The organism is Streptomyces sp. NPDC038200 (genome assembly GCF_055600785.1).
The window spans coordinates 386,100-405,671 of the sequence record NZ_JBVJYH010000001.1; the positions used below are offsets into that span (position 1 = coordinate 386,100).

Consider the following 19,572-nt stretch of genomic DNA (forward strand, 5'->3'; position numbering starts at 1 on the left):
ATGGCAGCGATCGACCTCGACACGTATGTGAAGGGTGTGCTCGACGGCAGGCGGGCCCTGGTGGCCCGCGCCATCACGCTCGTCGAGTCCACCCGGCCGCAGCACAGGGCGCTGGCGCAGCAGTTGCTCACCGAGCTGCTGCCGCACAGCGGCCGGGCCCGGCGGATCGGCATCAGCGGGGTGCCGGGCGTGGGCAAGTCGACGTTCATCGACGCGTTCGGCACCATGCTGACCTCGCTGGGCCACCGGGTGGCGGTCCTCGCCGTCGACCCGTCCTCGACCCGTACCGGCGGCTCCATCCTGGGCGACAAGACCAGGATGGAGCGGCTGGCGGTCGACCCGGCGGCCTTCGTCCGGCCCTCTCCCAGCGCGGGCACGCTGGGCGGGGTCGCCAAGGCCACCCGCGAGTCGATGGTGGTGATGGAGGCGGCCGGCTACGACGTCGTCCTGGTGGAGACCGTGGGCGTGGGCCAGTCGGAGACGGCGGTGGCCGACATGGTCGACTCCTTCCTCCTGCTGACCCTGGCCCGCACCGGCGACCAGCTCCAGGGCATCAAGAAGGGCGTCCTGGAGCTGGCGGACGTGATCGCCGTCAACAAGGCGGACGGCCCGCACGAACGCGACGCCCGCGCCGCCGCCCGGGAGCTGGCGGGCGCGCTGCGGCTGATGCACGGCAAGGAGGCGTTCTGGACGCCGCCGGTGCTGCACTGCAGCGCGCGGGAGTCGACGGGCCTGGACACGGTGTGGGAACGCCTGGAACAGCACCGCACCCTGCTGGACTCCACCGGCAGACTGGCCGCCAAGCGCCGGGACCAGCAGGTCGGCTGGACCTGGGCGATGGTCCGCGACGAACTCCTCGGCCGGCTGCACGCCGACCCGGCGGTGCGCGCGACCGCGCCGGACCTCGAACAGCAGGTCAGGGAAGGCCGGTTGACGGCGACCCTGGCGGCGGAACGGATCCTCGCGGCGTTCGAGGAGCGTACGCCCCGCCCTTGAGACGCCGGACCGGCCCGCCCCGCCCTTGAGACGCCGGACCGGCCCGCCGTGATCGCTGAGACGCCGGGCCGGGGCAGGGGGGCGGGTCAGGGGCGGGGGCGGGGGCGGGGGCGGGACCAGCGGCTCACGTCAGCTCGTCCTGCGGACCGCGCAGACCTTCCTCGCGCCGTCGAAGACCGGCCAGGAGAGCGTCTGTCTGCCGGCGCGCTCGGGGCAGCTGCCGCCGCTCAGCACCGCCGTGATCACCATGATCGCGTTCTCACCGCTCGGCACCTGCGTACGGTCACAGCCCCAGACACTGAACAACCGTGCCTCGCCATGCAGGGACCCGTCCGCCCGTTCGCTCAGTGCCGCGGCAAAGCACTGCCCCGCGGCGAACACCCGGTCCAGACACAAGGCGATGGACGATCCGTCGTCGTTGACGTGCCCCCAGCCCCATCGGCCCGCCCCCGTCGGGCAGTTCGACGCGTACGCCGTCACCATGGTCACCTTAGAGAAGGCGAATCCGGCACCGCAGTCGACGGCGACGGGCCGCTCGCGGTTGAGCTTGCCCCAGCCACCGTCGTACACATCGAGGCAGGTGCCCACGCCGACGGAGGCGAAGGCCACGTCGGCCGGGTCCGGCGGCCTGGAGGCAGGAGAGTCGCCGGGTGTGGGACTGGCACGGGGGCTGCGGGAGGTATCCGGGTCCTCGGGGCCCTCGGTGTCCTCCGGGGCCTCGGAGGCGGACGTCGGCTCCCGGCTCGACCGGCTCGACGCGGTCGCCGCGGAGGACCCGCCGGGGCGCTGCGGTCCGACCCCGGCCTCCGTGCGGTCCCGCCGGCCGCTCGCGGCCGTTTCCTGCCACGGCTGCCACATGCCGAGGAAGAGCACGAGACCCACGAGCGCGGCGAGCGCCGCGGACGAGGCGGTGACGACATAGGTGCTGTTGATGTCACGGCCGGCCACGGTGATCTTGGACCGGCCGTCCGCTCGTGCGCTGACGCGGGTCCCGCCACCGGCGGCGCCGCCCCGGCCGGCGCCACCCGGGCTCCCTCCGGAGTTCAAACGGTCACCCCTCGGTGATGTTGACGTCTCGACCGGCCAGGGTGACGCGCGACCGCCCCGACGCGTTCGCCGTCAGACGGACACCGCCGCCCGGTGACTCCGCCTGCTCGGCCAGGGGCCGCAACGCGTCGACGACGCGCCGGAGTTCCGGTACCAGCTCCGGGTCGGCGGCCAGCAACCTGCGCAGCCGCGTCCGCCATTCGCCGACGAGTTCCCGCTCGGCCCGCTCGTCGCCGTTCCGCCGGGCGAGGAGCACCTCGGCGCGCGCCTCGTCCAGTTCGGCCAGCACCGTGTCCGCCCGCTCGGGGTGCGCCCGACGCCACAGGTCGCCCATCGCCCGCCGCGCGCTCTCCCATCCGGCCGTGGCCATTCCGCCGACCACCGTCGACGCGGCCAGCTGCACCAGTGCCGCCAGTTCCGCTTCCATTTCCCTACTCCCGTGTCTGCTCGATGTGCCGGCCCATGCCCGTGCAAGCCGGTCCGTACCGTCAAGTGCCTCAGTGCCTCAGTGCCGGGAGGCGAGGATCAGGAGGAGGACCAGGACGGCCAGGGCGATCAGGCAGCCGGCGCCGCCGGACGACGATCCCTTGCGGAACTCGACCATCCCGCCGGGAACGACATCCGGATGGCTTCGGCCGTAGTGGGCCTCGATCGTCTCCGCCCCCTGTGATTCGCTCCCCCAGGAGGTGCGGTGCCCGCACTCACCGCACCGATATCGATAGCTGTCGGCCATGACCGTCTCCTTCTGGGTCCTGTGTCGTGTGTGGCCGCCGGTCACATCCGTCGGACGTGGCACCTGGGGCGGCGGGCGGCGGACGTCGGCGGCGGCCGAGGGGAACGCCGTGGAACGAGGGGCCGTACGTCAGGCGCCGTCCCGCTCGGCACCGGCGAGGTGCTCGGCGAGGGCGTGGAAGACGCAGAGGTTCGGGACACCGGCCGCGACGGTGGCCCACACCTGCCAGCGGCCGGTGGCGCGGACGGCGACGAAACCGTTGAGGACTTCGATCCGCTGGACCTGCGCCCACCGCAGGGCCGTCGCCCCGGAGCCGACCTCGTCCCCGGTGATCCATACGGGACCGAAGGCCAGCCGCGCGCCCCGGCGGAGCGCGGCCAGGGCCCGCGGCACCTGCGCGTCGACGACGGCCCGGCGGATCTCCGGCCACCACTCCTCCGGCCGCCCGAAGTCACCGCAGCGCAGCACGATCCGCTCGCCGTCGACGTCGACGAGGACCAGGGCGCGGGTGACACCCCGCGAGGACAGCACTCGGCGGCGGCGCACCACCGTGGTGTCGAAGCGGACAGCATGGATCCGCTTGCCGGCGGCAGCCGTCATCCCCTGCTCGTAGAGGTCCAGCCGTGCGCCCGCCCGCGTGACCGGTCCGCCGCCGGTTCGCAGCAGGCGCCGCAGGCCCGCGCCCACGGTGGCCGCCCCTCGGGTTCCCGGCTCGGCGGACAGCGCCCGATAGGTGGCGCGGCGCCTGCCGAGGCGTGCCCGGCCGGCGGCCGCGGAGATCCGCGCCAGCAGCAGTTCCTCCTCGCGTCCTCGGGGCGCGGCTCCCCCGCTCACGCCGCGCCCGCCCGAACACGACCGGTGCCGGTGTCGTCTCCGCGCAGGACCGCCCGCCGGGCCCGCAGCAGCACTTCGCCCGGCGCCACCCCCAGGTCCTCGGCGAGGCGCCGACCGGCGCGGTCGAAGACGGCCAGCGCCTCGGCCCGCCGGCCGCCGTGCCGCAGCGCGTGCATCAGCATCGCGGCGACCGGTTCGTTCAGCGGCTCCTCCCGGGCCAGGGCGGACAGCCCGGCGATCGCCTCGGCGTGCCGGCCGAGCCGCAGCTGACAGTCCGCCTTCCGCTGTGCCAGGGCGACCCTGCGCTGGGTGAGCCGTAGCCGCTCCGACTCGGCGAACGGCCCCGGCAGCCCGGCCAGCGGCTCACCCCGGAACAGCTCCAGCGCCCGGGCACACAGCCGTACGGCCTCGGACAGGTCACCGGCACGTTCGGCCGCCCCGGACCGGGTGACGAGGTCCTCCATGCACAGCACGTCCACCTCGGCGACACCGCGGACCAGTCCGTATCCGTACCGGTCGCGCCGGATCACCGAGTCCGGGCGCTCCCCGAGGCGCAGGCACTTGCGCAGCCGGTACACGTAGACCGGTACCACGTTCCCGTCCGGCATGTCCCTCCCCCACACGTCCTGCAGTAACTGCCGCCGGCTCAGGGAACGGCCCTGGCTCAGTGCCAGCGCCGCCAGCACGGCCTGCTGCCGCACGGGTCCGACGTCCACGGGCCGCCCCGCGAGCCTCGTCCGCAGCGGGCCGAGCAGCGACACCCGGAGCCAGGGACCGGGCACGGTGCCCGCACCCCGCCCGGCGGTGATCCCCGGCACCGGTACCGGCCCGCGCGGTCCCTGCCCCGGTACGACCAGACCGCAGTCGAAGGCGTGCACGATGGCGGCGGCCCGGTCGCGCAGCCCCAGCTTCCGCAGGACGCGACCGAGCCGCTCGGCCACCATGTGCTCGGGCAGGGCCAGGACGCCGGCGATCTCGGCGTCCGCGAGGCCGCATCCGAGCGCGTAGAGGGCCTCGCGTTCCTCGGCGGTGAGGACCGTGCCGCCCGTGGTGCCCCGGGCTGCGGTCGTGCCGCCCGTGGTGCCCTGGGCTGCGGTCGTCGTCGGCATGGCGGCTCCCCGTTCTCGGGACCGGTCGATCCCCTCGCCCCGGTCGATCATGTCGATGCCTTCGAGGCTGGCCGCCGTGCAGGAAATGTGGACAGAGCATTGAACCGGTCATATGTGACCGGTGGCCGCGCTAGAGTCCCGACCTGCGAAAAGGCGGATATCTCGGGGGGAAGGGCCGTGACCTGTGGCCAGTGAGTTCGGCACGGTCCTGCGGCGGCTGCGCGAAAAGGCGGGGCTGACACAGGACGAGCTGGAGCGGCGTTCCGGGATCAGCGTGAGCACCATCCGCGGTCTGGAGACCGGCAAGCGCAGCAACCCACGGATGACCACGGTGCAGCGGCTGGCCGACGCGCTCGCCCTGCAGAGCGAGGACCGCGAGGAGTTACTCGCCGCCGCCGTCCCGGGACAACCGGGCGGTGGCGGGCACCCGGGCGGTGGCGCGGGCACCGCCGATGAGCCGGGACCGGGGCCGGGGCCGGGGCCGGGACACCCGGTTGGCGAGCACCCTGCCGGGCGGCAGTCGGCGTCGGCGGCGCAGAACGCGCTGGCGGACGCGGCCGAACTGCTCGCGAAGGCGGTCGCGGCCCGCTGGCAGCGCGAGGAGGAACAGCGGCGGATCCAGGACCCCTATCCGCTGCCGGTCCGCTGGAAGGCCGCCTCCGAGACACTCACCGACCACTGGGCCAACATCCGCCGCCTCCCGCCGGGAGCCGCGAGCGACCCCCTGGACCTGAGCGGCCGGCTGGAAGAGATCGCGGAGACCTACCGCAACGTCCCCTCCGGGCGCCTCGTGGTCCTCGGCAGGTCCGGGTCCGGGAAGACGATCCTCACCCTGCGCTTCGTCCTCGACCACCTGAAGTCCCGGACACCCGCGGAACCCGTTCCGGTGATCTTCAGCATCGGCGCCTGGGACCCCACCACCATCACCCTGCGCGACTGGCTGACCGAGCAGCTGACGCGCGACCACCCCGGCACGGCCGCCCGGGGCCCCGGCCGGGTGAGCCTGGCCTCCGCGCTCGTCGACTCCGGCCGCGTACTGCCGGTGCTGGACGGCTTCGACGAGATGGCCGACGGGCTGCGCCGACCCGCGCTCGAAGCCCTCAACGCCACCACTCTCCCCCTCGTGCTGACCAGCCGCCCCGCCGAGTACGCCGCCGCGGTCACGGAGACCGACGTGCTGACCTCCGCCGCGCCGATCGAACTCACCGACCTCACCCTCGACGACCTGGACCACTACCTGCCCCGCACCACCCGCAAGACCGACCGCGCGGACCCCGCGGCGGGCGCCTGGGACTCCGTGCTGAAGACACTGCGCGAGTCGTCGCCGGACGGACCGGTGGCCCCGCTCGCGACCGTCCTGTCGACTCCGCTGATGGTCGCGCTCGCCCGCACGGTCTACAGCGACACCCCGGACCACGATCCGGCCCGCCTGCTCGACACCGAACGGTTCGGCAGCGCGGAGGAGCTGGAGGAGCACCTGCTCGACAACTTCCTCCCCACCGTCTACCGCCGCCGCCCCGGGCCGGGGGGACGCGGCTGGGACCCGGACCGCGCCCGGCGATGGCTCGGCTACCTCGCCCACCACCTGGCAGAACTCCACACCCCCGACCTGGCCTGGTGGCGGCTCGGCGACGGACTGCGCGACTCCACCCGCAGCCTGGTCACCGCCCTCGTGACCGGACTGGTCATCGGAGTCGTCGACGGCGCCGTCGCCGCGGCCTTCCACGGCACGCTCGCCGGCGTCCTCCTGGACGGAACGATCGTCGGGCTCTTCGCCGGCTTCCTGTTCGGACTCGTGCACTGGCTCACGTACACGGTCACGGGCAAGGACGTCACGCCGTCCGCCGTACGCCTGCGGATCCGCGGCCGGCCCGGGACCACCACGTGGACGGCCGGCCCCCGACTGGTGATCGGCACGCTGGGCGGCGCACTCTTCGGCCTCGCCTACGGATTCGTGGTCGGCCTGGTGCAGGCGTACGCCGGGAAGGCCGGGTTCTCGACGGCGCTGCACACAGGACTCGTCGACGCGATCGTCTACGGCCTGGTCTTCGGCGGCGGTACCGGCCTCACCTTCTGCCTCCTCGGCCTCCTCGAGACCCCCCTCGACATCGTCTCCGCCGTCAGCCCCCGCAGCGTCCTGAACACCGACCGGGGGGCAGTGATCACCCAACTGGCGGTCTGGGCACCCGTTTTCGGCGCGACGGTCGGACTCGGGGCCGGGTTGGTGGTCGACCTGTTGCAGGGGCACCTGGGCCGGCTCGTGCTGGACCCCACCGCCAGTCTCACGCTCGGCACCATAAGTGGCCTGGGCGGCGCCATCGGCTACACCCTGAGCCTGACGGCCTGGGGCCAGTGGTGCGTGCTCTCCCGCGTCTGGCTGCCGTTGACCGGACGCCTGCCCTGGGCCGTCGCCACCTTCCTCGACGACGCCTACCAGCGCGGCGTCCTGCGGCAGGCCGGCGCGGTCTACCAGTTCCGCCACGCCCGCCTGCAGAGCCACCTCGCCCAGGCCCACCGGCGGAGCTGAGACTCCCACCGGACCGAACCCGACGGCACCGGCCGCACGGCGGACGACGGCCCCGGCTCGACAGCCACGGCCCGGCACCGGAGCCGACGCCGTTCAGCCGCCGTCCGCAAGGAGACACCGAACAGATCCCGTCACTTCCTGACCGGAGCATCCAGTTCCGGCAGCAGGGTGAGGACGGACCGGCAGACCTCGACTTGCGCGTCGGTATAGGCCAGGAGGTAGACCGTACGGACGCGGGAAGCGGGATGGGCCTGGAAGTAGCCCACGACGGCGGAGGCCAGTTCCTCCGCCGTCCTCCCTAGATCGCTGTTGCCGCCTCCCGTCCCCAGCAGGGGCAGCACGACGGAACGCAGTTCCTCCCCGGCCTCGTTCAACCGGTCCACCTCGCCCAGCAGATTCCGGACGCACCGCTCCAGATCCATGACCTGGCGGAATCCCGAGGCCGGTTCCCCTTCCACCGCCGCGACATGGGCGATGCGTTTCACACCATGGCTCCCGCGCAGCTCACCCGGCCCGGTGACCAGCACCTGACCCGCGGCGACGTGCGTGTGACCGGCCATCCGGTCGGCCAGTTCCCCAGCGATGCGGTCCGCCACGAGGTGGCCGCCCACGTCCCGGGTGCCTCCGTGATAGCGAATGGTGGCGGAGATCGTCGGCTCGGTGATCCGGGACATCTCCATACGGGTGTTCTCGGGATTCACCCACACGTCCACGCCCACCACGTTCGCCAGATTCCCGGTGATCATTCCGAGCCGGTGCCGACGGTCACCCTTGATCGGAGCCTCGTACCGGGTGCTGCGAGCCGGCGGCACCGGTGCGTCGTGCGCCGCCAGGGCACTGTCCAGGCGCCTGCGGAGCCGGGCGTTCTCCTTCGTCGCGGCCTTGAGGGCACCCGCCGTTTCGTCATGGGACCTCGTCCTGGAGAGCCAGGCGTACGAGGCCAGCATGAAGAACCCGGCGAACCCGGCGGCGCCGCCGAGCCCGAACCCCATGGCCCGGCCCTCCGAGACCGAGTCCGGGAAGACCGAGTACAGGAAGAGGGCGCTCGCCAGCGAGTAGAGCAGCACAGCGGGCAACTGCAGCGCGTACTGCCTGCCCTGTCCCCTCGGCCCCGTGGCCCAGACCTGGAGCCCGACACCGGTCGCAATGAGACCGCCCGTCACGACCAACAACAGCACGCTCATCGGTGGTGCACCCTCCCCAGCCGCGACCCGAACAACCGCCGCAACCTCCAGGCTGCCGGCCGTCCTTGACTACCACAACGGCCACTCCCGCAGTCGTACGGAACCTTGCTGAAACCACGTCACGCCGCCCTCACCGTGGGACGATTGGGGCGATCAGCCGCGCTGCCCCATCAGGTTCGATGCACTCCGCGCGGTGAGCGGAAGGAGTCACTTCGTTGCCAGACCTTCAGTCGCTGCTGACCACGAGTCAGCTCCACTCCCTCAAGACAGCAGCCCGGAACGGTTCGTACCATGCGCTGCTCGGTGCGGGCGCGAGCCGCGGAGCCCACAACCAGCACGGCGAGGTCCCCATGGCGAGGGCCCTGGTGGAGGCGCTGGCCAAGGAGTACCCGGACGTTCCGATCAACGTCGCCGAGGACACGCTGATGCGGGCCTATCAGCGTGCGGTGATCGGCTCGTCGTCCCAAGCGGTCTGGCGGTTCCTCAAGAAGGTGTTCGGGGACGTCCAGCACGCCGACTGGTTCACCGACCTGATCAGCCTCCCGTGGAGGCGCATCTGGACCCTCAACGTGGACGACGCGGCGGAACAGGCCTACCGTTCGAGCCCGCTCGCCCGCTATCGCCCGGCGCGCACCATTTCCTGGGACGAGGAGTTCTCGGAGACGGGCGACCTGGAGATCATCCATCTCCACGGTCACATCATCGGTTCGCAGCCGCGCAGTCTGATCTTCTCGTTGTCGGAGTACCAGGCCGCCGCTCACGGGCGTGTCGTCTGGGACCAGGTACTCGCGTCGACCATCGGCTCACAACCGCTCGTCGTCGTGGGGGCGCGCCTGCTGGACGATCCTGATGTCGAGCGGCTCCTCACCAGGAACCGGCCGAGTGCGGCAGCGCCGTCCATCGTCGTGGATCCGGGGATCTCGACCGCGAACGAGTGGGAGCTGAAGCAGTACGGCTTCGTGGTGTACAAGGGCACCGCCGAGGAGTTCACCAAGGACTGGTTCACGCAGGTCGGCCTGGACAGCGACTCCCTCCTGGAGCTGGCGCAGAGCGAACAGCTGAGCGTCCCTCAGATCCACGAGCTGCAGACCAACCATCCCGGGCCGCGGCCGAAGTCCCATCGCTACCTGGACGGCGACGAGCCTCTCTGGTGTGACGTCATCGACAACCTCGTGGCACCGCTCTCCTGGATGCGGGAGGTCGCCCAGGACATCCGGGAGTGGGCCGCCTCGGAGCTGCACGAGCCGAGGATCCGCCTGGTCTACGGCTCCCGTCTCACCGGCGTGTCCAGTGGTCTTCTGTGGATAGCCAGGGACATACGATCCGCGGGCGTCCGGTGCTACGACTTCGACCGGTCCAGCCGCTTCGACGTCCGACGACTGATCGACAAGTTCAGCGGTCAAGGCCCCTCTGTCCTCTTCATAGACGGAGCTGCCGACTTCGCCGACGACATCGACATCCTCCTCTCCGAGGCCAGGCTGGAGAGCACGGCCGAGATCTACGTCGTGGCGGCGGAGCTCCCCAGCAGGAACCTCCAGCTGGAGGCCCGGCTCGAAGTGGCGCACGAGAACAGCACGTCGGCTTCCGTGCCGTCCCGGCTGCAGCGCCGTGACGCCGAGGTCCTCGTCGACAAGCGCGAGAGGCTTGGCCGGCTCGGCAAGCTGGAGGAGTTGAACAGGAACCAGCGGGTCGGCCACTTCAAGAACCGTGACGTCTTCTCGGCGATGATGGAGCTGGAGCACGGCATCGGCTTCCACAAGCGCATGGACCAGGAGGTCCTCCTGCTCGACGCCGACTGGAAGAAGTCGCTGATCCTTCTGCTCTCCGTCGCCAGCCGCGGCCGCAATTCGGTGAGCCTGCTCGAATGCGCGAAGGCGCTCAACGTCTCGTCGGACACGATCGTGCGAGCCGCCCAGCGAAGCATGGCACCGTTCATCGAGATCCAGGGTGACGTCGTCGTGGCCCGTCAGCGCGATGTCCTCATGGAGTCCATCGTCAAGTCCCTGGGCGACAGAGGTGCCCTCGCGGCCCTCCGGGAGTGCATCCAGAACCTGTCCCCCCTGGTGAACCAGGACAGCCTGCGCGCCCGCAACAGGGCGGCGATGTTCGTCCGCTACACGATGACCCAGAAGCTGTTGACCAGCATCTTCCCGGACGATGACGTGGAGAAGTTCTACGACGACCTGCTTCCCCAGTTCGGCAGCTGGAACGCCCGCTACTGGGAGCAGAGGGCCATCCACGCGAAACACCTGAACGACTGGTCGCGCGCCGAGTCGTTCGCCGAGCGGGCCGTCAACCTGCTGGACGACGCGTTCACTCGGACCACCTGCGGCACGATCCTGATCAACAAAGCCAATTTCTTCGCCCGCCAGGGCGAGAACAAATGGCAGGAATTCCACCAGCGCGGCAAGAAGCACTTCGATGTGGCTCTCACCGCGGACCGGGCGAACCGCGTGACGGCGTTCGCCTATCTGGAAGCGGCGATGACGCTGGCGGAGGGGGCCACGGAGCGCAGCGTCCCCGAATGGTCCACCCCCATCGCTGATCTGCTCCACGAGTGGAAGCCGATCTACAGCGGCCTGCGCCTGGTCCTCGGAAACGATCCGGCACAGGAATCGGTCCGCCGAGCCGAAGCGCTGTCCCGCCGTTGGGAAAGGCTGTCGGAGTAGGGACTTCCCACCGAAGAGCCAAGGGGTCGACTCCACCGGGAGCCGACCCCCCGCTGCATCCGCCTCGGAACCGCCCCGACGGCCGGCGGCGGCCATCAGCCCCCTACCGCGCCGTGCAGGCAAGGGAACTGGGACGAGCCTCTATCTGCGCCATGGTGCAGTCGCCCGGCATGCGCAGGTCCGGGGTGTTGGCGGCGACCCGTCCCTGGGCACCGGTCGTCCACTGCTCGTACGACTCCTGGAACTCCCGCGCGACTGAGTCCGCTTCCTGCGGATCGCAGGCGAATCTTTCAGCCATCGGCTCGGATCTCCCCCGTGAGACCTCAACTGCGCGCCCGTACTGGCTAATCTGCTGTCAGGTCAGCGTACGGGGCGCCGACCGGTAAGCGATCCGACAGGAGCGCGGTGGTGACGGGGACGAACTCCTCCCGGACGGGACCACGACTGGTCGCAGGGCGCTACCGGCTGACGGAGGTGCTCGGCCGGGGCGGCATGGGCGTCGTCTGGCGGGCCACCGACGAGCTGATCGGCCGCACCGTCGCGGTCAAGGAAGTCCGCGTCCCGCACGGGCTGCTCGCACCGGAACGGGCTGTGTTCGGCGAGCGGGCGCTGCGCGAGGCCCGCACGGCCGGGCGCATCCGCCATCCCGGAGTCATCGCCATCCACGACCTCATCCCGGGCACCGCACAGGACGACGCGGTCTACGTGGTCATGGAGCTGGTGGAGGCCCCCTCCCTGGCAACCGTCCTGGAGGAGCACGGCGCCCTGCCCGAGCTGCGCGTGGCCCGTCTGGGACTGCGATTACTGGAAGCGCTGGAGGCCGCACACGCCATCGGTCTGGTGCATCGGGACGTCAAGCCCAGCAACATCCTGGTCCTGCCCCACGACAAAGTGAAGCTGGTCGACTTCGGCATCGCCCACGCCGTCGACGACACCCGTCTCACGCGGACCGGCGTCGCCGGCTCCACCGGATGCATCGCCCCCGAACTGTTCGAGGGCCACTCCCCCACGCCCGCGGCCGACCTGTGGTCCCTCGGCATCACGCTCCACCACGCCGCCACCGGCCGCAGCCCCTTCGAGCGCGAGTCCACCGCGGCCACCATCCGCGCCGTCCTCCATGACGACCCTCCGCCACTGGACCACCATCCCTCGCTCGTCCCCGTGATCGAGGGCCTCCTCGTCCGGGAGCCGAGCGGGCGCATGGGCGGCCGAGAAGCAGCGGTGTGCCTTCGCGCTGCGATCACCTCGGCCCGGGAGACGGATCCCGGCTCGGTGCGGCGGAACACCCGCCCGGACGAGGGCGCCGGCCGACCGGCCTCATGGCAGAACCGTACGACCTCCGTCCCCTCCCGCCCCACCGGCGCGGGAGGGCCGAGAGGCAGAGCGAGCGCGACGGGACAGGCGTCCGCCGCCGGCCGGAACAGGGCGTCCGGATCACCGGCGCGGCCAGGGCCGGCTGACGACTCCTCTGCCGCCCTCCGCCGCCGTGAGGCACAGCTGAACAACAGTGGCAGCCGACGGGTCGGATGGGAGGAGCGGCCCACCACGGTTCCTGCACGGGCGAGAAGGTCGGCGGCGCGATCGCAGGCGGCTGGGCGTACGAGCATTTCCACGACGTCTGATGACGCCGAACGCTACCCGGTCCTTCCCACCAAGGCCGCGGGGTGGCTCAACTTCCTGACCGCGATCATCTCCCTGGGGTTGATCATGGGAGCGGCCTGGAGGCTCATCTACTCACTGGATACAGGTCCTTACATCACGGCACTCATCCCGGCGATCGTTGTGGCGATCTGGGTCATGACGGCAAGCCTGCCGACCCTGTGGTGGGGCAGCTTCGCCCTCGGTGCCGAAGGCATCAGCCTCTTGCTCAACAAACAGGACCGGGCCGGGCGCCGTCTGCCTCAGATCTCCGGCGTTTCGTTGGCGTGGGAGCACATCGACAAAGTGGTCCTCGTTCCCCGGCACCGCGCCGGGATCGCCAGCCGGGGCGGCGACAGGACCGCTGTCGTCCTTCACTTCGCCGCCACCACGCCGGCCGACGTCAGGAGGAAGGCTCCCCTGCGCGGTGTCGATCGCACGGGTGGCCGAAGCGCCTTCCCCTGGAACATGGGTGAAGTGGAGCGTTCGGTCACCGAGTTGAGCGAGGCCTTTCGCGCTGCCGCGCCCCTCCATGTAACCGTCGCGCATCCGTCCGGGCCAGACATCGAGGGCTTGCGGTATCACGGCCCTCGCCGTGTCTGGTCGGGGGTGGTGTCCCTGGTGCTCACGGGGCTCTTCGCGGCGACCTTTGCCCTCCCCCACGGTGGAGGACCGGTCCAGCTGACCGAGGCCGGATGGGACAGCGCAGTGGAGTTCAGTCCCGACGGGGCGACACTGGCGAGCAGCAGTACCGATCACACCATCAGGCTGTGGAACCCCGCCACCCGCAAGGAGACCGGTACGCTCTCTGGCCATACGGGCGACATCTCGGTGATGCGGTTCGCCCCGGACGGGAGCCTGCTGGCCGCCGCGGCCGAGGACATGGACGAGCTCACCATCAAGGTCTGGGACGTCTCCGAGCAAACCGAACGCAGGACCTTGACCGTGGGCGAGGGCACCTCGGCGGTGTCGTTGGCCTTCAGTCCTGACAACCACACCCTCGCCGGCGTCACCGACGACGGCACCATCGCGGTGTGGGACGTCCGAACGGGCCAGAAGACCGCAACGATACGCGAGAACACACCTGACGCCTTCCCGGTCGAATTCAGTGCGAGCGGCACCTTCCTCAGTGGCCTCGACAGCTCTGACCGGCCACACCGGTGGGACGTCGTCACCGGCCGCCGCGCGTCCGCGTCCGCCGACGACGGGCTCTGGGCGCGCGTCTCGGGTTCCGTCGTCTACATACAGGACGGCTCCGGGTCGACCCAGCACGTACTGACGGGACACGACAGCAAAATCACCGACTTCGACTGGGCGGGGGGCTCGGCCCGACCCGACGCGACCGGACTGCTGGCCACGGTCGGCCAGGACCGCACGATTCGCATCTGGCACACCGATACCGGCAGGACCGCCGGGAAGCTGCAGTTGGAGCGGGACAACGGCTTCACGGCCGACGCCGTTGCCCTCAGTCCGGACGGCGGCACACTGGTGTACAGAAGTGGCCCATCCCTGTGGATATGGAAGACGGGTATCGACGCGTAGGTCGTCCGTGACCGCTTCCCGGTCCACGCTCAGCACAGGGCGCAGCGCCTCCGCGAGCCGCGGCTCCGCTCTCGGAACGGTCACGGGACCGGCAGGGGGCCCGGCGTTCCACGGACACCCCTTCACGCCTCAACTCCCGCCTATTCATTGGGTGTTCCTTACTGAGAACTGCCCGCTACCCTGTTGTCACGCCGGCGTACGGGGCGTCGGCAGGTGAGCCATTCCGACAGGAGCGCGACGTTGACGGGAAGGCCCCTCGGCAGTGCTGACGGCACGGCCGACGCCGTCGGGGTGGCCTTGTGCGCTGCTGGTCCGCCGAACACGGGCGCCGGCGCTCCGTCGGCGGCCCGACCACGGCACGGTGGGCATCGACCTCTTCGAGAGCGCCCACCTGCTGCTCCTGTCCGGTCCGCCCGGCTCGGGCCGCACCACCGCGACGGCCGCACTCGCCCACTCGCTGCGCCGAGCCGGCATCGGCGTGCTCGCCGTCACCCCGCCCCGCTCCCCCCTGCCCGGCCTGCTCCCCGACGACCCGGGCGTACGCATCCTCACCGGCATCTCGCACAAGGACACCGACCTCCGCGAGGCCGCCCAGGTCTTCGGTGACGACCCCTATGCCCTGATCCTCGACGACGCGGACCACATCACGGTGCTCCCCACCCAGGAAGGATTCACCGACGCGCCCACCCTGCTCGACGACATCGCCCGCCCCTCGGCACGCGGCCGCCACGCCCTCGTCCTCAGCTCCGACGCGACCCCGGTCCTCACCGGCTTCCCCAGCCCACTCGCCCGCCTGATCAACACCATCCTGGCGACGGGCCACCGGCTCCTGCTCACCCCGGCCGACCGCCCCACCGCCGTGGCGCACAGCATCGCCCTGGAACCGGACCAGTTCTTCGCCGCCCCTCCCGGCCGGGGATATCTGCTCTCGGGCCGGGCACAGGTACTCCTCCACCTGGCCATGGCCCTCGAACGCCTGCCCTGATCACAACAGCGGCATTGATCTGGGTCCTGCGGCCGGTCGCGGGCCCCCCAGGGCGACGGCGGCACCGACCGGACGTCTTCACGTCCGAGCGCTGATCAAGGCCCGGTACCAGCGGAAACTGTCCTTGGGGACGCGCCTCTGGGTGGCGTAGTCGACGTACACGAGACCGAACCGCTTGCTGTACCCGTAGGACCATTCGAAGTTGTCGAGGAGGGACCATACGTAGTAACCGCGTACGTCGACACCGTCGGCGATCGCGGCGGCGACGGATCCGAGGTGGCCGTCGAGGTAGGAGATCCGCTCGGCGTCGTGGACGGCTCCGTCGGACGTCAGCACGTCGTCCTCGGCGGAGCCGTTCTCCGTGAGGTACACCGGCGGCAGCGCGTCCCCGTAGCGCTCACGCAGGCCGACGAGCAGTTCGTACAGGGTGTGCGGGGCGACTGGCCAGCCCATGGCCGTGTGCCGGGCCTCCGGCATGCCGACCCCCTCGAAGCGGTTGTCGTCCGCCGTGCGAGAGAGCGGGTCCGGCTCTCGGTAGGGCGCGTCCCGGACGACGGAGGGCGTGTAGTAGTTGATGCCGAGGAAGTCCAGGGGCGCGGAAATGACGTCGAGGTCCCCGATGCGCCGGAAGGACTGATGGCGTATCAGCTCCTCCCAGGTGTCGCCCTCGGCGTCCGGATAGCGCCCCTTCAGCAGCGGCTCCGTCCAGATCAGGTTGCGCTGCGTCTCGGCGCGCAGGGCCGCGGCCACGTCCTCGGGGGCGAGGGTGGCGGGGACGACCCGGTCGAGGTTGAGCGAGATGCCGACCTCCCGGGCGCCCGCTTCGCGCAGGACAGGCACGGACAGTCCGTGGGCCACGAGCAGGTGATGTGCGGCGGCCAGAGCCGGCGTTCCCTCGCGGGCACCGGGAGCGTGCAGACCGCTGGCGTACCCCAGGAAGGCACTGCACCACGGCTCGTTGAGAGTGATCCACCGGGGCACCCGGTCGGCGAGGCGGTCGGCGACCAGCCGGGTGTAGTCGGCGAACCGGTACGCGGTGTCACGGTGGCGCCAGCCACCCCGGTCCTCCAGGGGCTGGGGCAGGTCCCAGTGATAGAGCGTCACGGCGGGCTCGATGCCGGCCTCCAGCAGTCCGTCCACCAGGCGCTCGTAGAAGTCCAGGCCCGCCGAGTTCGCGGAGCCGGCTCCCGTCGGCTGGACACGCGGCCAGCTGACGGAGAACCGGTAGGACCCCACGCCCAGTTCCGTCAGCAGAGCGAGGTCCTCGCGGTACCGGCGGTAGTGGTCGCAGGCGACATCCCCGGTGTCACCGCCGAGGACGGCCCCGGGCCGCCGCGCGAAGGTGTCCCAGATGGAGACGCCACGGCCGTCCTCGCCGATCGCGCCCTCGATCTGGAAGGCGGCGGTGGCCGCACCGAAGACGAAGCGGGGCGGGAGGGAAGGAAAGTCATTCACGTGACGTCCAAGTCCTGTCGGCGACTGCTCAGCCAGCATCGTCAATTAATAAACCGGTTTCGTCCAGCAAGATGACGTTCAGACGCAAGAGATTACTAAACGATTGCTTAACTTGCAGGCAGAGTGGACAACGTTGTCAGCCGCCCGGCACAGTGTCCGTTCGCGGGGCGCCGGGCCCCCCGTTTCCTTCAGAAGGGCTGACGTGGTGGCCGTGTACGGAGCACTCGACATCGGTGGGACCAAGATCGCCGGGGCACTCGTCGACCCCGGCGGACGGTTCGTCGTCCGGTCATATCGGCCCACCCCCGCCCGCGCGCCGGCCGAGGTGGTGCTGGCCGCTGTGAGTGCCGTACTGGACGACCTTTCCACGCACCCCGCCTGGGCGGATCTCGCCTGCCTGGGCATGGCGAGCGCGGGCCCCGTCGACACCGTCGCCGGCACCGTGAGTCCCGTCAACATCCCGGACTGGCGCCGCTTTCCGCTGGTCGAGCGGATCCGCTCGCACCCGCGTGTGCCCGCCCACGTGACTCCCGTGCTGATCGGGGACGCCGTCGCCATGACGGCGGCCGAGCACTGGCTGGGCGCGGCTCGCGAGGTGGACAACGCGCTGTGCATGGTGGTCTCCACGGGGGTCGGTGGCGGGCTGGTCCTCGGCGGCCGGCTGCACGCCGGGCGATCGGGGAACGCGGGGCACATCGGGCACATCTCCGTCGATCTGGACGGGGCCGCGTGCCCGTGCGGTGCCCGGGGATGCGTGGAGGGCCTGGCGAGCGGCACGGCGACAGCCGCACGAGCCCTGGCCGCGGGCTGGGTCCCGCCTGCGGGCGCCGAACCGACCGCCGCGGGCGTTGCCACCGCGGCCCGGCAGGGCGACGGTATCGCCCGGTCGGTGTACGACCGGGCCGCGCAGGCCCTGGCGGCGGCCATCGCCGCGACGGCCGCTCTCGTCGAACTCGACCTCGTGGTCATCGGCGGAGGTGTGGCGCAGGCCGGTGACACGCTGTTCGCGCCCCTGCGCCGGTGGATGACCCGGTACGCGGTCCTCGACTTCGCGCGCGACGTGCCGATCGTGCCGGCGGAACTGGCCCTTGACGCCGGCCTCATCGGCGCCGCCGGCGCCGCCGCGGGAACGGTGAGGACCGTGAGCGCAGCCGCCCCGGCCCCCCGTCACGGCGACGACGCCGGTCCCGGACGCGCGCCCGCTGACGCCGTGGCGGCCCGGGGCGAAGTACCCGGCAGCGGCGGAGCCGTCGCGCCCGGGACGCCCGCCCCGACGCGTACGGGCACCACCGGCGCCGGCATCGGGGCTCCCGCGCCGGCGGCGTCGTGGCCGCCACCGCGCCCGGCATGAGCACCGCCGCCCCCGTTCCGCAGGGGCGCACCGGCCGCGGACGCCCCGGTCGCACCGCTCGCACGCTCGTCAATGCCCATCGTGAAAGGAAGTCCCTCCCGTGGACCGTCTCATCAACACCGTCCGCCCCTACCCATGGGGTTCGACCACCGCGCTGCCCGAGCTCATGGGCACCACCCCGGACGGCTCCCCGCAGGCCGAGCTCTGGATGGGCGCCCATCCCGCCGCACCCTCCGTAGTCGAGCGCGCGGGACGCGTGCGGGGGCTGGACCGGATCATCGAGGCCGATCCGCGGGGCGAGTTGGGCGATGCCGTCGTGCGTCGCTTCGGCCCACGACTGCCGTTTCTCGTCAAGCTGCTGGCGGCCGAATCCCCGCTGTCCCTGCAGGTGCACCCCGATCCGGACCAGGCAGCCGCCGGGTACGCGCTGGAGAACGCCCGGGGCGTCCCGCTCGACGCCCCCCACCGCACCTACCGCGATGCGCAGCACAAGCCGGAGATGATCGTCGCGCTGACCCCGTTCGAGGGGCTGTGCGGATTCCGGTCGCCGGGCGAGTGCGCCGATCTGCTGGCCGCCCTGGGCCTGGACTGGCTGGCCCCGTACATCCTGACGCTCCGCTCGGCACCGGAGGAGCCGGCGCTGCGGGAGGTCTTCTCCGCGTTCCTGTCCCTGTCGCCGGACCGGCTCGCCGAGGTCGACGGCGCACTGGCGGACGCCGCGAGCCGATCCGGCCCGCTCCGCGAAACCTTCGCGGTGTACGCCAGGATCGCCCGGGTCCACCCGGCTGATCCCGGCGTCCCGGCAGCTCTGCTGATCAGGCACGTCCGTCTCGCGCCCGGTGAGGCGCTGTTCCTCGGGGCGGGCATACCGCACGCCTATCTGCGGGGGCTGGGTGTCGAGGTCATGGCCGCCTCGGACAATGTCCTGCGCTGCGGCCTGACGAGCAAGCACGTGGACGTGCCGGAGCTGCTGCGCGTCGTCCGCTTCACCTCCCTCCCGGCACCGCTGGTGTGCCCCCGGCCCGGAGTGGCAGGCGAAGAGGTGTACCCGGCGCCCGTCGAGGATTTCCGGCTCTCCCGCCTGGTGCCGGGCGCGGACGGAGACACCCGTGTCCTGCCCGGGACCCGGCCCCAGGTCCTGGTGTGCACCGCGGGCACGATCCGCCTCACCAGCCCGCGGCACGAGGTCGTACTCGCGGCGGGTGCGTCCGCCTATGCGCCGGCCGGTGAGGAAGTCACCGTCTCCGGTGAGGGCGCGGTCTTCCGGGCCACCCCTGCCGATCCGAGGGCCGACATCTGAACTCGAACTAAACTTAACCGGTTTGGTCGCAATGGTTGAACGCTCGGAATTCTCGTCCTAGCCTCTCTCCCAGCCGCCGATCGAAGGGCATGGCCACGTCATCACTTTGTGGCGAGGCCGGCGGCCTTCGTCGGTTGATTCGCCGTCCCGCCGCCCGGTGAGTCGCTGACCGACACCCGGGCGGCGGGATTCCACACCGGCT

General features: G+C 71.4%; 14 protein-coding genes and 1 pseudogene. 7 read left to right on the forward strand and 8 right to left on the reverse strand.

What is annotated here, in order from left to right:
- Entirely contained in the window at window positions 1–996 is a 996-nt protein-coding gene (gene meaB, locus ACZ7KF_RS01640; RefSeq protein ID WP_471068250.1) for a methylmalonyl Co-A mutase-associated GTPase MeaB, read from the forward strand.
- Between the two features lie 129 nt (window positions 997–1,125).
- Here the strand turns inward: meaB and ACZ7KF_RS01645 are convergent, their stop codons facing one another.
- The 5 genes from ACZ7KF_RS01645 to ACZ7KF_RS01665 all read right to left on the reverse strand — a co-directional run bounded on the left by ACZ7KF_RS01645 (window position 1,126) and on the right by ACZ7KF_RS01665 (window position 4,719).
- On the reverse strand, window positions 1,126–2,043 hold the full coding sequence (locus tag ACZ7KF_RS01645; RefSeq protein WP_471068253.1) for a hypothetical protein: 918 nt from the start codon (window positions 2,041–2,043) through the stop codon (window positions 1,126–1,128).
- A 4-nt stretch (window positions 2,044–2,047) separates the two neighbouring features.
- Entirely contained in the window at window positions 2,048–2,470 is a 423-nt protein-coding gene (locus ACZ7KF_RS01650) for a hypothetical protein (protein ID WP_471068256.1), read from the reverse strand.
- A 78-nt stretch (window positions 2,471–2,548) separates the two neighbouring features.
- On the reverse strand, window positions 2,549–2,776 hold the full coding sequence (locus tag ACZ7KF_RS01655) for a hypothetical protein (protein WP_471068259.1): 228 nt from the start codon (window positions 2,774–2,776) through the stop codon (window positions 2,549–2,551).
- Window positions 2,777–2,905: 129 nt separating this feature from the next.
- Window positions 2,906–3,610, reverse strand: coding sequence for a DUF6585 family protein (locus ACZ7KF_RS01660; RefSeq protein WP_471068262.1), 705 nt, complete (start codon window positions 3,608–3,610; stop codon window positions 2,906–2,908).
- On the reverse strand, window positions 3,607–4,719 hold the full coding sequence (locus tag ACZ7KF_RS01665) for a BTAD domain-containing putative transcriptional regulator (protein ID WP_471068264.1): 1,113 nt from the start codon (window positions 4,717–4,719) through the stop codon (window positions 3,607–3,609). Before ACZ7KF_RS01665 ends, ACZ7KF_RS01660 begins: the two co-directional genes overlap by 4 nt.
- A 184-nt stretch (window positions 4,720–4,903) precedes the next feature.
- Between ACZ7KF_RS01665 and ACZ7KF_RS01670 the strand changes: the two genes are divergently transcribed.
- A complete protein-coding gene (locus tag ACZ7KF_RS01670; protein ID WP_471068266.1) occupies window positions 4,904–7,246 on the forward strand; it encodes a helix-turn-helix domain-containing protein in 2,343 nt (780 codons plus the stop codon).
- Window positions 7,247–7,377: 131 nt separating this feature from the next.
- On the opposite strand, the gene ACZ7KF_RS01675 is transcribed toward ACZ7KF_RS01670, so the two are convergent.
- Window positions 7,378–8,430: a macro domain-containing protein gene (locus tag ACZ7KF_RS01675; protein WP_471068269.1), complete on the reverse strand. Its 1,053-nt coding sequence runs from the start codon at window positions 8,428–8,430 to the stop codon at window positions 7,378–7,380.
- 215 nt (window positions 8,431–8,645) lie between these two features.
- Here ACZ7KF_RS01675 and ACZ7KF_RS01680 point away from each other — a divergent pair, with 215 nt between their 5' ends.
- Entirely contained in the window at window positions 8,646–11,099 is a 2,454-nt protein-coding gene (locus tag ACZ7KF_RS01680; protein ID WP_471068272.1) for a P-loop NTPase, read from the forward strand.
- Between the two features lie 103 nt (window positions 11,100–11,202).
- On the opposite strand, the gene ACZ7KF_RS01685 is transcribed toward ACZ7KF_RS01680, so the two are convergent.
- A complete protein-coding gene (locus ACZ7KF_RS01685; protein ID WP_471068274.1) occupies window positions 11,203–11,397 on the reverse strand; it encodes a hypothetical protein in 195 nt (64 codons plus the stop codon).
- 110 nt (window positions 11,398–11,507) lie between these two features.
- On the opposite strand from ACZ7KF_RS01685, the gene ACZ7KF_RS01690 reads away from it, so the two are divergent.
- Together ACZ7KF_RS01690 and ACZ7KF_RS01695 are read left to right on the forward strand one after the other, a co-directional pair.
- Window positions 11,508–14,279 carry a WD40 repeat domain-containing serine/threonine protein kinase gene (locus tag ACZ7KF_RS01690; protein WP_471068276.1) on the forward strand — a complete coding sequence of 924 codons (2,772 nt, stop codon included), beginning with the start codon at window positions 11,508–11,510 and terminating at the stop codon, window positions 14,277–14,279.
- Between the two features lie 361 nt (window positions 14,280–14,640).
- Window positions 14,641–15,264, forward strand: a complete 624-nt coding sequence (locus tag ACZ7KF_RS01695; RefSeq protein WP_471068279.1) for an ATP-binding protein — start codon at window positions 14,641–14,643, stop codon at window positions 15,262–15,264.
- A 78-nt stretch (window positions 15,265–15,342) separates the two neighbouring features.
- On the opposite strand, the gene ACZ7KF_RS01700 is transcribed toward ACZ7KF_RS01695, so the two are convergent.
- Entirely contained in the window at window positions 15,343–16,719 is a 1,377-nt protein-coding gene (locus tag ACZ7KF_RS01700; protein ID WP_471068282.1) for a GH1 family beta-glucosidase, read from the reverse strand.
- Window positions 16,720–16,924: 205 nt separating this feature from the next.
- Between ACZ7KF_RS01700 and ACZ7KF_RS01705 the strand changes: the two are divergent.
- Window positions 16,925–17,875: pseudogene (locus ACZ7KF_RS01705) on the forward strand (ROK family protein); the annotation flags it as partial.
- A gap of 295 nt (window positions 17,876–18,170) precedes the next feature.
- Window positions 18,171–19,370 (forward strand): mannose-6-phosphate isomerase, class I, encoded by a 1,200-nt coding sequence (manA, locus tag ACZ7KF_RS01710; RefSeq protein ID WP_471068285.1) that lies wholly within the window; start codon window positions 18,171–18,173, stop codon window positions 19,368–19,370.
- Window positions 19,371–19,572: the final 202 nt, after the last annotated feature.

What these genes read in the sequence shown, in the direction of transcription:
- ACZ7KF_RS01685 (WP_471068274.1), bottom strand. Translation starts at nt 11,397, where the DNA reads ATGGCTGAAAGATTCGCCTGCGATCCGCAGGAAGCGGACTCAGTCGCG.
- ACZ7KF_RS01675 (WP_471068269.1), bottom strand. Translation starts at nt 8,430, where the DNA reads ATGAGCGTGCTGTTGTTGGTCGTGACGGGCGGTCTCATTGCGACCGGT.
- ACZ7KF_RS01655 (WP_471068259.1), bottom strand. Translation starts at nt 2,776, where the DNA reads ATGGCCGACAGCTATCGATATCGGTGCGGTGAGTGCGGGCACCGCACC.
- meaB (WP_471068250.1), top strand. Translation starts at nt 1, where the DNA reads ATGGCAGCGATCGACCTCGACACGTATGTGAAGGGTGTGCTCGACGGC.
- ACZ7KF_RS01665 (WP_471068264.1), bottom strand. Translation starts at nt 4,719, where the DNA reads ATGCCGACGACGACCGCAGCCCAGGGCACCACGGGCGGCACGACCGCA.
- ACZ7KF_RS01650 (WP_471068256.1), bottom strand. Translation starts at nt 2,470, where the DNA reads ATGGAAGCGGAACTGGCGGCACTGGTGCAGCTGGCCGCGTCGACGGTG.